The sequence below is a fragment of the Paraburkholderia sp. AV2 genome (assembly GCF_054968425.1).
Genome location: NZ_JBANLK010000044.1, coordinates 20710 through 33915 on the forward strand (window position 1 = coordinate 20710; position 13206 = coordinate 33915).

The 13206-nt window shown below is 66.3% G+C and carries 16 protein-coding genes; 6 read left to right on the top strand and 10 right to left on the bottom strand.

All coding sequences use genetic code 11. The annotated features are described in order from the left end of the window. Window positions 1–22 precede the first annotated feature (22 nt). Window positions 23–793 carry an alpha/beta fold hydrolase gene (locus V8683_RS24565; protein ID WP_411193163.1) on the bottom strand — a complete coding sequence of 257 codons (771 nt, stop codon included), beginning with the start codon at window positions 791–793 and terminating at the stop codon, window positions 23–25. Window positions 794–962: 169 nt separating this feature from the next. Between V8683_RS24565 and V8683_RS24570 the strand changes: the two genes are divergently transcribed. Then, window positions 963–1568: a TetR/AcrR family transcriptional regulator gene (locus tag V8683_RS24570; protein ID WP_411193162.1), complete on the top strand. Its 606-nt coding sequence runs from the start codon at window positions 963–965 to the stop codon at window positions 1566–1568. Between the two features lie 38 nt (window positions 1569–1606). Here V8683_RS24570 and V8683_RS24575 read toward each other — a convergent pair whose 3' ends face one another. Further along, complete coding sequence (locus V8683_RS24575; RefSeq protein ID WP_411193161.1) at window positions 1607–2149, bottom strand: extracellular solute-binding protein; 543 nt, start codon at window positions 2147–2149, stop codon at window positions 1607–1609. 91 nt (window positions 2150–2240) lie between these two features. Here V8683_RS24575 and V8683_RS24580 point away from each other — a divergent pair, with 91 nt between their 5' ends. Continuing rightward, on the top strand, window positions 2241–2486 hold the full coding sequence (locus tag V8683_RS24580) for an amidohydrolase family protein (RefSeq protein WP_411193160.1): 246 nt from the start codon (window positions 2241–2243) through the stop codon (window positions 2484–2486). A 52-nt stretch (window positions 2487–2538) separates the two neighbouring features. Here V8683_RS24580 and V8683_RS24585 read toward each other — a convergent pair whose 3' ends face one another. Further along, a complete protein-coding gene (locus V8683_RS24585) occupies window positions 2539–3024 on the bottom strand; it encodes a DinB family protein (RefSeq protein ID WP_411193159.1) in 486 nt (161 codons plus the stop codon). Window positions 3025–3123: 99 nt separating this feature from the next. On the opposite strand from V8683_RS24585, the gene V8683_RS24590 reads away from it, so the two are divergent. The 4 genes from V8683_RS24590 to V8683_RS24605 all read left to right on the top strand — a co-directional run bounded on the left by V8683_RS24590 (window position 3124) and on the right by V8683_RS24605 (window position 5134). Then, the gene (locus V8683_RS24590) at window positions 3124–3747 is read left to right on the top strand and encodes a TetR/AcrR family transcriptional regulator (RefSeq protein ID WP_411193158.1); all 624 of its coding nucleotides are present in this window, start codon (window positions 3124–3126) and stop codon (window positions 3745–3747) included. 65 nt (window positions 3748–3812) lie between these two features. Continuing rightward, window positions 3813–4148, top strand: coding sequence for an ArsR/SmtB family transcription factor (locus V8683_RS24595; protein ID WP_411193157.1), 336 nt, complete (start codon window positions 3813–3815; stop codon window positions 4146–4148). After that, on the top strand, window positions 4145–4684 hold the full coding sequence (locus V8683_RS24600; protein ID WP_411193156.1) for an SRPBCC family protein: 540 nt from the start codon (window positions 4145–4147) through the stop codon (window positions 4682–4684). The genes V8683_RS24595 and V8683_RS24600 overlap by 4 nt, the downstream gene beginning before the upstream one ends. A gap of 33 nt (window positions 4685–4717) precedes the next feature. Further along, window positions 4718–5134, top strand: coding sequence for a DUF1801 domain-containing protein (locus V8683_RS24605; protein ID WP_411193155.1), 417 nt, complete (start codon window positions 4718–4720; stop codon window positions 5132–5134). 36 nt (window positions 5135–5170) lie between these two features. On the opposite strand, the gene V8683_RS24610 is transcribed toward V8683_RS24605, so the two are convergent. From V8683_RS24610 to V8683_RS24640, 7 genes are read right to left on the bottom strand one after another with little or no spacing between them, the layout of a single operon-like run. Further along, window positions 5171–6115 carry an endo alpha-1,4 polygalactosaminidase gene (locus tag V8683_RS24610; protein ID WP_411193154.1) on the bottom strand — a complete coding sequence of 315 codons (945 nt, stop codon included), beginning with the start codon at window positions 6113–6115 and terminating at the stop codon, window positions 5171–5173. Between the two features lie 15 nt (window positions 6116–6130). After that, window positions 6131–7165, bottom strand: coding sequence for an endo alpha-1,4 polygalactosaminidase (locus tag V8683_RS24615; protein WP_411193153.1), 1035 nt, complete (start codon window positions 7163–7165; stop codon window positions 6131–6133). Beyond that, a complete protein-coding gene (pelG, locus tag V8683_RS24620; protein ID WP_411193152.1) occupies window positions 7162–8532 on the bottom strand; it encodes an exopolysaccharide Pel transporter PelG in 1371 nt (456 codons plus the stop codon). The genes V8683_RS24615 and pelG overlap by 4 nt, the downstream gene beginning before the upstream one ends. After that, entirely contained in the window at window positions 8532–10187 is a 1656-nt protein-coding gene (pelF, locus tag V8683_RS24625; protein ID WP_411193151.1) for a GT4 family glycosyltransferase PelF, read from the bottom strand. Before pelF ends, pelG begins: the two co-directional genes overlap by 1 nt. After that, complete coding sequence (locus V8683_RS24630) at window positions 10184–11194, bottom strand: hypothetical protein (RefSeq protein WP_411193150.1); 1011 nt, start codon at window positions 11192–11194, stop codon at window positions 10184–10186. Before V8683_RS24630 ends, pelF begins: the two co-directional genes overlap by 4 nt. Next, window positions 11187–12602 (bottom strand): PelD GGDEF domain-containing protein, encoded by a 1416-nt coding sequence (locus V8683_RS24635; protein WP_411193149.1) that lies wholly within the window; start codon window positions 12600–12602, stop codon window positions 11187–11189. Before V8683_RS24635 ends, V8683_RS24630 begins: the two co-directional genes overlap by 8 nt. Window positions 12603–12624: 22 nt before the next feature. Beyond that, window positions 12625–13170 (bottom strand): penicillin-binding protein activator LpoB, encoded by a 546-nt coding sequence (locus V8683_RS24640; RefSeq protein WP_411193148.1) that lies wholly within the window; start codon window positions 13168–13170, stop codon window positions 12625–12627. Between the last annotated feature and the right edge of the window lie 36 nt (window positions 13171–13206).

Below are 13206 nucleotides of genomic sequence, written 5' to 3' on the forward strand. Positions count from 1 at the left end.
CGCAGCGGACACTCGCGCTTTCTCATTCCTTGCCGGCCTGCGCTGCGGCTTGCTCGATCAGCTTCGCGACTTCGGCCGGATGCGACATGTAGGCCACGTGGCTGGAGTTGATCTCGACCGTCTTGCTGCCTGCTCGCTGGGTCATGAAACGCTCCAGATCGGGGTTGATCGCGCGGTCTGCGGTTGCCACCACAGCCCAGCTAGGCTTCGTTCTCCATGCGGCGTGCGTGATCGGAACGCCGAACGATTGCGCGGCCGGGGTCACCTGCGAGATGGCCATGAAGCTCGCTTCGGCGGCGGGCAGGTCGGCGGCGAAATCCTGGTGGAAATCGGCCGGATCGATGTACAGATGGCCGTCGGCAGTCGCCTTGATGGCCTTGGTGGCGGGCGGCATCTTTTTGGCCAGTTCGAGCGGGGTTTCGCCCGTGTCGGGCTGGAACGCGGCCACGTAGACGAGACCCGCGACCTTGTCGTCGTTGCCGGCCTCGGTCACGACCGCGCCGCCGTAGCTGTGGCCGACGAGGATGCTCGGGCCGTCCTGCGCATCGATCACGCGGGTGGTTGCCTTCACGTCGTCGTCGAACGAGGTTTCCGGCTCCTGTACCACGGAGACCTTGTACCCGTCGCGCGTGAGGATCTTCGAGACGGCCTGCCAGCCCGAGCCGTCGGCGAAATATCCGTGGACGAGGACGACGTTCCTGATGGGCGCGGCCGTGGCGGCTTGCGAGCCGAGGGCGGCGGCGGAAAGGGCAACGGCGGCGGCGATGCGGGTTACGTATGAGGAAAGCTTCATTTTCATGCTCCTGGGGATGAGGTAAGGGAGACATCGGCAGGACAGTCCCTGTTCGATGAAAACATCCTACTAGTAGGATGGCTGATGCGCAAGAAAAATTTCGGAGCTGGAAATCGATCTCCGCTCCGCGTACACTGTCGATTAATCAACCGACTAGATGGTAGGCTAAATGACGGCAACGGGAGACCTTACGGCAAACAGGATCATTGCGGCTGGACGGCAACTCATCATGCGTCGCGGCTATAACGGGTTCAGTTATGCCGATGTCGCAGAGGCGATCGACATTCGCAAGGCGAGCATTCACCACCACTTTCCCGCTAAAACCGATCTCGTGATCGCGGTGCTGAACGAGTGGCAGGAAGCATTTGAGGCCGACGTGGAGGCACTTCAGGCCAGCGGCGCCGACGCTATTGCCCAACTGCGGGCTTACGTCGGCCATTGGGAACGCTGCATTGCTGACGATTCGGCTCCGTTCTGCGTGGCGGGCATGCTTGGCGCCGAACTGCCTTCATTGCCGGAGGACGTGGCGCAAGGGGTGAAAGCGTTCTTCGATAGCCTGACTGCGTGGCTCGAACAGGTGCTTGAATCGGGTGTGAAGAGCGATCTCGTCAAGCTGGATTCGTCGGTTTACACCGAGGCCGCGACGCTCGTGTCGCTGGTTTATGGTGCCATGCTGGCTGCAAGGGCTTATGGTAGCGTCGCGCTATTCAAGGATGTCACCGGGGGGGCAGTGGAAAGGCTGGTGAAGCCGCGCAAACGCGCGCGAACCGGCTGATTGCCGACGAACGGGGGGGCGTATTCGTTCTTTTCTCCTCAATCCGTCTTCAACTTCGCCCACAGGCGGTTCTGCAGCCGCGTGAGTTCCGCCGTCATCGGCTTGCTCACGAACATCTTGCGGTATTCTTCGGGCGGCGGGAACACTGCCGGGTCGGCCAGCACGTCCGGGCGCACGAGTGCCTTCGCGGCCGGTACCGCAGTCGGATACGAGGTAGTGTTCGTCAGATTGGCGGCTTCCTGATTCGAGATCACGAAGTTGATGAACTTCATCGCGTTCCCGGGATGCGGCGCATCTTTGGGAATCGCCATCATGTCGAACCACATCGCCGTGCCTTCGTCGGGAATCACGTACTTGATGTGGTAGGGTTTCTTCGCCGCTTCCGCGGCGATTCGCGCCGAGTTCACGTCGCCCGACCAGCCAGGCGCAAGGCAGATGTCGCCGCCCGCGAGGTCGTTGATATAGCTCGCGCTGTTGAACTGCGTGATGTACGGACGGATGCTCTTCAGCAGTTCGTAGGCTGCCTGGTAGTCCGCAGGATTGTTCGTGTTGGGATCTTTCTTCAGATAGACGAGCGCCATGCCGCCCGCTGCCGATCATCCAGACCGGTGTGACGCGCGTGCTCGTAGACGAACCCGGCGGAACCCCGACGAACGTCTCGACCTCCTCACGATGCTCGAAGCCTATACGATCAACGCGGCCTATGCCCTGCGTTTCGAGGACTGCACCGGATCGCTCGAACCGGGCAAGGATGCGAGCTTCACGAGACTCGACCGCAATCCGCTGCTGTACCCTGTCGAGCAGTTGACGCAGATGCGGATTGTGGAGACGTGCTTTCGCGGCGAGGTCGTCCATGCGGCGCCGGACCGGTCGAACGGCACGGCGTCGAACACGCCGACGGCCGTCGCGAACGGCTGATTCCCTGAGCGGCCCGTCGTGGCAGCTACGGACCACTCCGGGCCAGCCGCCTTCATCGCATGTCTTCGAGGAACTCGGTGATCGAGTCGCGGTTCGGGGTGAGGCCTCTCAACTGGAGCAGCGCTCCGGCATTGCCCCGGTGGTAGGTGCCGTGCAGGCATACATGCAGGATGATCTCGCCCCGGCGCAGGCGCGCCGGCTTGCCGCTCGTAAAGACGAACTCGATGGGCTCTTCGAACGCGTGCTCCGCGAGGCCGTCCACGTAGTGCGCGTACCAGTCGTCGACCTCGCGTGCGCTGTCCGCCAGGGCTTCGAGCCTGGGCATGGCTTCCGACCGCGGTGCCCGATACGCATGCGGTTGCCCTTGCAGGTGGTGCTGGAAGATTCGGTCTACTACATGGATATGGTCGAGAATGCGTAGCATGATCGAGGCATCGTCGCTGCCAAGCCGGTCGAAGTTCTGGCTGAGGGTATCGTAGAGGCCACGATCGGCCCATTGCTTGATGGCGATAAGCTGGGAATAAGGCTGACAGGACATGGAGTGGCTCCAGACAGGGTGTTCCGTTGAGATTCGCATTGCCAGATGCATAATACGAGCAACGGCTCGTCTTACCTACTCGCATTGGGAGCGCAGGGCATGGCGCGAAAACCGCTCACGAAACCGAGGAAACACGCTTCCCAGGAGCGATCGCGCGCAACGGTCGACGCGCTGGTCGAAGCAACTGCTCGCATTCTGGTGAGGGACGGCTTCGACAAGATCAGCACCAACCGTATTGCCGAACGGGCGGGCGTGAGCGTGGGCTCGCTCTACCAGTACTTCCCCGGCAAGGAGGCGCTCATTGCCGCCGTGGTGGAGCGCCACCGGCAAGACCTCATGCAGGTCGTGCGCGGCGCGCTCGCCCAGGCCGCGGCACTGCCGATGGAGCAGGCCGTGCGTGCGCTCGTTGCGGCGGCGATCGAGGCGCACCGCGTCGATCCCGCGCTGCATCGCGTGCTGGCTGAACAACTGCCGCGCACACAGAGGACCGAAAACACGGAGGTCCTGAGCGGCGAGACCTACGCCTTGTTCAGGTCTTATCTGGAAACGCATCGCGCCGAATTTCGCGCCGTCGATCTGGAACTCGCGTCGTTCGTCTGCGTGACTTCCATTGAAGCACTAACGCACACGGCGGTCATTCACCATCCCGACAGCTTGCCCGACGAGGCGTTCGACGCACTCGTCGACGAGGCCACGCGGCTCGTCGTCCGCTATCTGCAGTAGCCGGAGCGGCATGTGGCTTGCCGTTCGGCTTGACATGAATATTCCTTACGAGGTATATACTCATTATGGAATCTGCTTTTGCCATCATCGCCGAGCCTAGCCGCCGCGCCATCCTGAGCCTGCTTGCAGGCGCCGAGTGCTCGGTTGGGGATATCGAGGACGCCTTGAATCTCCCGCAGCCCTCGGTTTCGAAGCATCTGCGCGTGCTGCGCGAGGCCGGATTCGTAGAGTCGCGTGTCGACGCGCAGCGGCGGCTGTACCGGATCAAGCCGGAACCGCTGATGGAGATCGATACCTGGCTTGCCCAGTTCCGCCAGTATTGGGAGGCGCACGTCGACGCGCTCGAACGCCATCTCGACCAACTGGATCCCGCACCCCGCACGAGGAGGAAGAAACGATGAGCAACCGTGATGCGTACAGGCCGGGCCCGGCGGCCGGCGCCGAAGTCAGAAAGGATGGGGAGAAGTGGACCCTGGTGGTGGTTCGCGAACTGCGCCACGCACCGGAGAAAGTCTGGCAGGCGCTGACCGACCCGGTCAGCCTGCGCGAATGGGCGCCGTTCGATGCCAGCCGGAGTCTGGCCGCCGTCGGTCCGGTTACGCTGTCGACGGTGGGCATGCCCACGCCGCACGTTTCGGAGACCCAGGTGACGCGCGCCGAAGCGCCGCGGCTCTTGCAGTACCGCTGGGGCGACAATGACATGCGCTGGGAGCTCGAGCCGCTCGGCGACGGCACGCGGCTCACCCTCTGGCATAACATCGACCGGAATTTCATCGCCATGGGCGCGGCGGGCTGGCAGATCTGTTTCGACGTGCTGGAGCGCTTCGTTGCCGGCGAGCCGATCGGGCGCATCGTGGGTGCGGAGGCGATGAAGTTCGACTGGCCGCGCCTGAACACGGAGTACACGCAGCAGTTTGGTCAGCAGTTTGGTCTCTAGGCGCGGCGCAGACCCATCAGTCGGGAGAACTACATGAAGCAGACGAATTCCGGGGGGAGCCAGGCGGCGTCGCAATGGATCGACGAGCGGATCGCCGAGCTTGGCGACTGGCGCGGCGCCACGCTGGGCAGAATGCGCCGGCTCATCAAGGAGGCCGTCCCGGACGTCGTGGAAGAGTGGAAGTGGCGCGGCACGCCCGTCTGGTCGCACGGCGGGATTCTCTGCACCGGCGAGTCGTACAAGGCGGTCGTGAAGCTGACTTTTGCCAGGGGCGCAGCGTTGCCGGATCCGGCCGGGCTCTTCAACTCCAGTCTCGACGGCAACGTCAGACGCGCGATCGATATTCGCGAGGGCGAAGAGGTCGACGCGCAGGCGTTCAAGACGCTGATACTGGCCGCGGCGGCGCTCAACGCGTCTGGCAAGAAGGCGAAGCAAACGCCGGCGAAGTAGGCCGCCGCATCGCTAATCGGATCGCCGGGTTCCTTTTCACTGGGCGGCACGTGTGCAGGCGCTGGCCTCGCGCGGCGGCGGAAGCGTCGCCTCCGGCAGCGTTTGCAGCGCGCCGTCCGTGACGAAGGGCACGATGTCGTGGGCGGCAATGTTCGCAGCGGTCTGCCGCGCGCATTCGGCGTCGCCCGGCGCGCAATAGTCGATCGAGATGACGGGCAGGCCGTATTGCGTCCGCACGGTTTGCGCCATGCCCAGCAGCCAGTTTCTATCTGCCTCGGGCACGGGAACGTAGCGCGATTGTGCCTGGTTCCAGCCGCTATAGAGCGATTCGAACGCAACGGCGGTCACCTCGCCGTGTATCTGCGGCAGCAGTTCGAAACCGCGATTCAGGATCAGTTGCGCGGCCGGGTGGCTTGCCTTGATGGCGCGGATCACGCGCACGATGCCGTCGCGCTGGCGCGCGCGTTCGGCGTCCGTGGCGGTCACGAGCTGATACGAGTCCAGTGTGTCGAGAAAGAAGCCGCGATAGCCGCGCGCCCATAATGGATCGATGACGTGGCGCACGAAGAAGGCCGGCCAGCCGGCACGGCTTTGATCGACCACGCGCGACCCCCAGCTCTCGTTATGGCCCAGCAGCCAGTCTTTCGGCAGCGCCGCATAGTACGGCCGTTGGGCCGTGATCTCGCCGACGCTCGCATACGCGAACCACTGCGTGCACGGCAGCGCATGATCGCGCGGGAGAAAGCCGCTGTCCGGCTCGAGCACGGCAATGTCGTAGCGGGCGAGCAGTTCGGTGGGCGGCGTCGTGCCGTAGTAGAGCGCCACGCTCGGCGCGGGAGCGTTCGTGTCCGCCGCGCGGGTCGCGGGCGCCGCGCACAAGGCGCACAGGGCGGCTGCGAGCAGGCGCGCGCCACGCGTGAGGAAGCCCGGGGAGCGTCGCGAGCGGGCTTGCGGCGCCGTGCGCCCGGAGGTCTTATGCATGGAGGGTTCCGCGCATCAGGAAGGAAGAAAGGGCCACCAGCATACCGTGTTGAGCGCCGAGGTCGCCACCGACGGGTTCAATCCGGCCGCGAGACTCGCGTTCCAGTCGCTTTGCGCGGCGCTCGTTTGCGTGCAGTCCGTCATGTAGTCGAGCGAGCCCGTGAAGAACGCGCTGCGCGGCAAGCCGGCTTCGACGCTGCGCCAGGTTTGCAGCTCCTGCACCTGGCCGGTGTCCACTGCCGGTGCGAAGACCTGCTCGCCGAAGTCGCCGTCCACGAGCATCGGGAACGCGATGCCACCGCTTGTGCCGCTCAGCGCCGTGACGGGCGCATGGTTGAGCACGATCGGCGCGTCGGGAAAATCGTTGCGCAGCCGCGCGACGAGGTCGAGGCCGCCTTGCGCGCAAGTCGCGTCGCAGGGTCCGTCGGTCGCGCCGGCGCCGTGGCCGACGATCTCGAAGTTATCGAGCATCAGGCCGTCCACGCCGGTCGCCATCAGTTGCGGCGCGACGTAGTCGGCGATCAGGTGCTGATAGTCGCTGTTGGCGGGGTTCATCCAGTATTCGCTGTAGCCCGCCATCTTGCCGAGCTGCGCGGCCGTGTTCGCCGAGCACGAGAGGAAGCCCGCCGGCGCGCTGCTCCAGTAGGTCCGCCATGTTTCGCATGCGCCGAAGTTCAGGTAGCTCAGGACGGTGGCGCCGTTGCTCCTGAGCGTGGCGATCTGCGCGGGCGTGACGGCCGGGCTGCCGTTGGCCGGATCCGCATCCACGACGATGAGCTTGAACGTCGATGCCATGCGCGCGAGGTCTGCCTGGGATCCCGAACCGTAGTACACCACCCAAGCCCCTTGCGGGTTCAGATTGCGCGAGGCGGCAATCGTCACGTTCGTCGAGCCGTTGATGGCAACGGCCGGTTGCGGGCTCGACGCGCCGCTGGCCGGCGACGCGGCCGATCCCGAGGCGCCGCCGCCGCCACCGCAAGCGGCGAGGAGTGCCGCGCAGGCGAGCGCGGCTGCGCGGCTGCGCAGCGAGTTCGTGTCACCGGTTTTCATTGCAGCATGTAGGTTTCGTATTCGAGCGCGGCGAACTTGGCGTCGAGCGTGCGGACCGCGACGATCGTCGCGATCAGAAGGGCCAGCGCGAAACCGTAGCCGTACGCGGCCGGTCCGAGACGGATCGAGAGTGCGGTGAAGAGCGCATTGAGCGCGACGAAGAGGCCGGTGAGCCTCAGGCCGTCGCGGCGCGTGTCCAGATAGAACATCACGTTGAGCAGGCCGAGGAACAGCACCTGCAAGCTGGCGGCGATGACGTCGACGAGCAGCAGCGGCAGGTACAGCGACGAGATGCGCAGGACGCCCAGCAGCGCGGCGCCGAACGCCAGCATCAGCAAGACCACGACGATCTGGACCTTGACGATTTCCGCGAGACCGGTGCGGACGCTGCGCACCATCATGTCGCGCATCGCGTTGATGCGCTGCAGGGTCGCGCCCGTGCGCACGGCGTCGTAGAACGCGTCGTAGTAGCCGGCGAAATCGGCCTCGATGCGCACGAGGAAGGCGGCCATGGCCGGCATCACGCACACGTAGGCGAGAAACACGGGAATGTCGTAGATGACCGAGGCATGGAACCAGCCGATCACGCGCGTGCCGGTGACGTCCGAGAACCAGAAGATGAACTTGTCGATCCAGACGCCGAGATTGAACATGATCCCGACGCAGGCCAGGCTCGGATAGACGTAGCGGCGGTCGAACATCTCGAATGCGATGTAGCGCGAACCCGGGTATTGCCGGTGCACGATCGTCGAAAGGCACAGGAAAAGAATGGCATGACCGGCGACGAAGCCGCCAAGCAGACCTTCGAGCCCATGGCGATTGAGCCCGAGTGCGAGCCCGACCACCGCGGTGTAGCCGATGGCGAACGACACCAGGATTTGCCGGTACTGCTTGACGCTCGAAAGAAAGATCACGGCGATCCAGATGTTGCTCACGATCACGAAGCCGCCGATCATCAGCAGCCGGTAGGCGAGCGGCGTCTGGCCGAAGCCGAAGCTCATCGCGAGGGTGCCGAGCACGCCGGACATTGCCGTGCAGGCGAGCTGGACCGCGCGGTAGTTCGGCAGCACGAGGTCGTCGCGGCGCTCGTAGAGCCGGTCCGAGACGAAGCGTGTGAAGGAGAGCTGCAGCGGGCCCGTGACGATCAGGCTGCAGGCGATCATATAGGTCACCGATACCTGAAACTCCGTGATGAGCACGCTCGGTATCACGATAGCGAAGCTCAGCATGCCGATGATCAGGATGCCGAAGCACGAGAGGATCATCGGGCCCGAGCTGATGAGGCCGGCGTAGAAGTAGGCGCGCGCAACCCCCGTCAGCGTGTCGCGGCGCATCAGTTTGCGCAGTTCGAATCCAATGCCGGCCATCAGCGACTCCGGTTGAAGGCCGCGCGCAGCGCGGCGAGGGCGCCGCCGCGCGCTTTTCCGTGAACCGGGCAGCCGCCCGCGGGGCCGGCCGCACCGGGCGCGGCGCCGTCGCGTGGGCGGTCCGGCTGCGCGTTCGCGCGGGCGTAGATCGCCTCATAACGCTCGATCATCTGGCTGCGCCGGTAGTAGCGCTGCGCGCGCTGCGTGGCGGCGCGTTGCGCGGCGAGCCAGCGCGGCTCGTCGTTCAGCAGCGCGATGGCCTCGCTCGCGAACGCCGCCGGATTGGCGATCTGCACGACCGCGCCGGCCACGCCGAGCTCGCGGTCTTCGGGCTGGCCGCCTTCGATGAGCTCGCGGCACGCGCCCACGTCGGTCGTGATCGCGGGCACGCCGGCGGCGAATCCTTCCAGCACCACGAGCGGCAGGGCCTCGCTGATCGAACTCAGCGCGACCAGGTCGACCTGGGGCAGCATCTCGTCCATGCGCTGGAAGCCGAGGAACTTCAGGTTGCGCTGCAGGCCGAGGCTTTCCGCCAGCGCGCGGCATTCGCGTACGTATGCTGGATCTTCGTCCTCGGGGCCGATGATCCAGCCTTCGATGTCGGGCATCGTGCGGGCGGCAATGAAGATCGCGCGGATGAAGGTCTTGATGTCCTTGATCGGCACCACGCGGCCGATCAGCGCGACCACGCGGCGCGCTCGCGCGGGACGCCGCGCGGCGAGCGGCATCAGCGTTTCCACGTCGATGCCGTTAGGGATCGTGCGCGTGAGCTCGGCGCGCGCGCCGTCGACAATCTGGCGCTGGCGGTTGCCTTCGTAGAGCGCGACGATCTCGTCGGCAGCGTCGTAGGCGAGGCGCCCGAGCGCTTCGAAAAAGCGCAGCCACAGGTCGCGGAAGTAGCTCACGTCCGAGACGTCGCGTTCGAACACGCCGCGGTTGTCGCGTATCCAGCGGCTTTGCAGCAGGTCGATCTTGCGCTCCTTCGTGTAGATGCCGTGCTCGCTCACGATGAGCGGGCGGCCCGTGCGATGGTGCAGCAGCGCGCCCAGATAACCGGCATAGCCCGTCGATACCGTGTGGTAGATGCGCGCCCGCACGGTGCGCTCGGCCACGCGGGCGAGCTGCCAGAGCGGCTGGTGCATGTTGCGCACGGTCCAGAAGTAGTCCGTGAACGAGGGGTCCGTGCAGCGCTCGCGGTATTGCTGCTCGATGTACTCCCAGGCTTCGCGGCTGTACAGGAACTGCTCGGCCGAAAGACTTCCGCCTTCCCCGAGCATCCCGATCAGTTCGACCATCATCGAGCCGATTTCCGGCTGGCGGTCGCGGCCGCGCAGCATCTCGTGGAAGGCGGCGGAGCGGGCAAAGGCTTCGTGGTCGCCGGGTACGGCGCGATGATGCGGCATCGCGTCGGCAAACGACGCTTCGTAGAGATAGTGGTCCTCGAAGTGCACGACATTGTCGGGCAGCGCATAGGCGGCCTTCGTGTAGTCCTCCCTGCGCCCGCCGATGAAAACGATGGCGAACTGCCGCTGCGGGTAGGCGCGGATCATCTCGTTGACCCAGCTCGATACGCCGCCGCGCACATAGGGGAAGGTGCCTTCCAGCAGCAGGCAGACGTCGGCTTCTTCGGCGCGGCGAGTGAGCGTTGTGTTCATCGTGTCCAGTAATCGATCACGGGTTTGAGCGCCGGCGTGCCGGCGTGCCGCGCGAGTTCGCCGACGATCGCGGCGGCTTCGGCGTCGCGGCGTTGCCGGAAGGCCGCCTCGGCGAGCCAGGGCAGGAGGCGCTCGCGCGGGAAGCTGAGTTCGCGCGCACGTTCGAGCAGCGGCGTGGCTTCGTCGGCCCGGTCGCGGGCTAGCGCGAGGCGCGCGAGCAGCAGGCAGAGCGCGGCGTCGCGGTCGCCTTGCGCGAGCGCTTGCGCCTTGCGCGCATGCATTTCGGCCTCGGCGATCGCATGGTGATAGACGTCGCCCTGCGCGAGCCGCTGGTAGACGAGCTCGAAATGCAGTTCGGCGAGCTGGCGGTGCAGCGCCTGCTGTTCCGCTTCGGTGCCGGCGCGCGTGAGCGCGTCGCGGCACGCGAAAATCTGGTTCACGATTTCGTTTTCGGCCTGGTCGAGCATGCCGTAGGCGAGGAGGCGCAAGTCGTCGACGGGGTCGGCGAGCAGATCGCGCAGCAGCGTGCCCGTGGTTCGCGTCGGCAGTTGCTGGATCGAAACGAGCGCGGCGAGGCGGTCGCCCGTGGCCGCGTGGCGGTTTGCAAGGCGCGCCTGCACGCGCGCGCCGGCGGCGTGCGAGACGCGCGAGACGAGATGGGAGACGAACTCGGGCCGTCCCACCACGTCGATCTCGCGCAATGCGCGCGCGATGGCGAGCCGGGTGCCGACGCGGCTCGCGAGCACTTCGAGCAGGCCGCCCACGCAGGGCGCGAAGAAACACAGCGCCCAGAGATGGGCGAGGGCGGCGCGGCGCGGCTCCTGCTGCTCGGCGGGCATCAAGCGGCGGAACAGGATCGCTTCGGCCGCCGCTGCCAGGGCCTGCAGCACGAGAAAGCACGCCAGCGGTTCGAGGCCCGCGAACGGATGAAACGCGCTCCACAGCGCCGCGCCTTGCAGCAGCGCGGCAAACGGCAGGGCGAGGAGGATCGCGGCCGCGTCACTCATGGTTCGTTACCCGCTGCAGCAGTTCCGCGAGATTGGTCTTGCCCGAGGCGCCCGTCACGTGCAGCGTGTGCACGCCGATGCGCGCGCGATCGAAGTCGGTGTCGAACTGGTTGCGCAGGTTCGTCTCGATGCGGGCGAGATAACCCGCGACGCCGGTGGCATCGGCAAGCGGCATCAGGTTCACGAGCACCGAGCGCTTCGAGGTCTGCAGCGGCCAGGCGAGGTCCGCCGAACGCCCGCGGCGCAGCACGTGCTCGAACAGCGAGTCGTGCTCTTCGTCGCGCGGGAACGACAGGGCCACCACGGACGACTCGATACCGCTCCTCTGGTGCAACTGCACGAGGCGGCCGTATTCGAGACCGAAATCGCTCGGGCAGCCGGGCACGGCGTCCATGAGATCGTGCGTCGCGCGAGCATATTCGAGGCCGTCGCCGTAGTAGCCGAGCAGGACGAACAGCAGTTGCAGGTTGTCGTGGTTGAGCGAGAGAAACGGCATGCGCTGGACCACCAGCAGCGCGCGTGTTTCGCCGCTGGCCGAGATCAGCGGCGCGCAGGCGATGTATTGGCTGCCGACGCCGAGTATGTCCGCCGATTTCAGGTGCGCGAGCTGGCCGCTTGCGAGGGCGAGCGTGACGAGTGGATCGGCGGCGTCGAGTTCGAAGGGCTCGCCCACCGTCGCGAGCGGCTCGGCCGCGAGCTTGCCGGTGTTGACCGCATAGAGCGCCGCTACCTCGATCTGGCAGGCCCGCGCAACGAATTCGATAAGCCGCGCCGTGCCCGGCAGCCGGGTTGCCGCATCGGCGGCGTCGGCGGCATTGCCGGCCGAAAGCTGGCGGAGCTCGTTGATCGAGTCGCGCAGCGTGGTCGGGCGCGTGAGCAGGTCGCGCTCCAGCCGCTCGTGCGAGAGCCGCAGCAGGTAGTGGTTGTCGGTGAGTGCCGTGAGGCGTTCGTTGAGGTAGTCGTTGACCGAATTGGCGCGGTCGGCGCGCACGTTCCAGGTGTCGGCGAAGTGGCCCGCGAGGATCACGAGCACCCCGCCGCCCACGAAGAACGGCGTGGGCCACGGCGTGCCCGTGGGGTAGGCGAGTGTCCAGACCAGTGCCAGCAGCACGCCCGAGCCGAGACCGGCAATCACGCCGTAGCGCAGCGCGATGAGGGTCGGCACGAGCCACAGCCAGGGAAAGCCGCTTTTCAGCAGGAGCGGATCGGCGCGGTCGAAGAACCAGGCGAGCGCGAGCGCCACGATCGTGATGAGCGCGGTCTCGGCCCACGCGAAGCGCGAGCGCATGACCGGCGCGAGCACATTGCGCAGCCAGCCGGGGTCGCTGTGGGGCCGCTCGTAGACGTGCCGCCGGCCGCTGCCTTCGCGCGAGGCCGGATCGCGGCCGCTATTGGTCTGGATTTCCATCGCGATCTCGCTTGAGGCGTGTTCAGCCGTGTGCGGCCAGCGGCGCGAGCAGCTTGCCGACCAGGCTTTGTGCCGTGCTGCCGAGGCCCGAGCGGCTCCAGCCCGTGCGCGAGCCCGTCGCGCTCCAGACCACGCGGCCCGAGGGCAGCTCGCGCAGCTCGAACGAGAGCGTGACGACGGGTTCGCCGTCCACGCCCACCTTGTAGCGCCACTCCTCCACCGCGCCGGTCAGCACGTATTTCGCGTGCTGGCCGCGGGCCCAGTCGAGGCCCTGTTCGAGGTTCGGCTGCGTGGAGGCGTCGAAGCTCGCGCCGTTGTCGGCGCTTGCCATCGTCGCCACGCTCGCGTAGCCGAGCGTGCGCAGCGTATTCGCCGCTACGGCCTGGGCGGAGCGTCCCGCGTCGGGCGTTTCGGTGAAGTTCGCGAGCGGCAGCACGGCCACGCCGTTCGATGCCGCGAGCGCCGGCGCCGGCGTCGAATCGACGCTGGCGCAGGCGCTCAGGGCCAGCATGCCGGCGGCGGCCAGCATCAGCCCCCAGCTTCTGCGGATGCGCTCGATTGCATTCATGTCTGCTCTTCCTTTCCGGTTCGTTGAGTGTCGGGA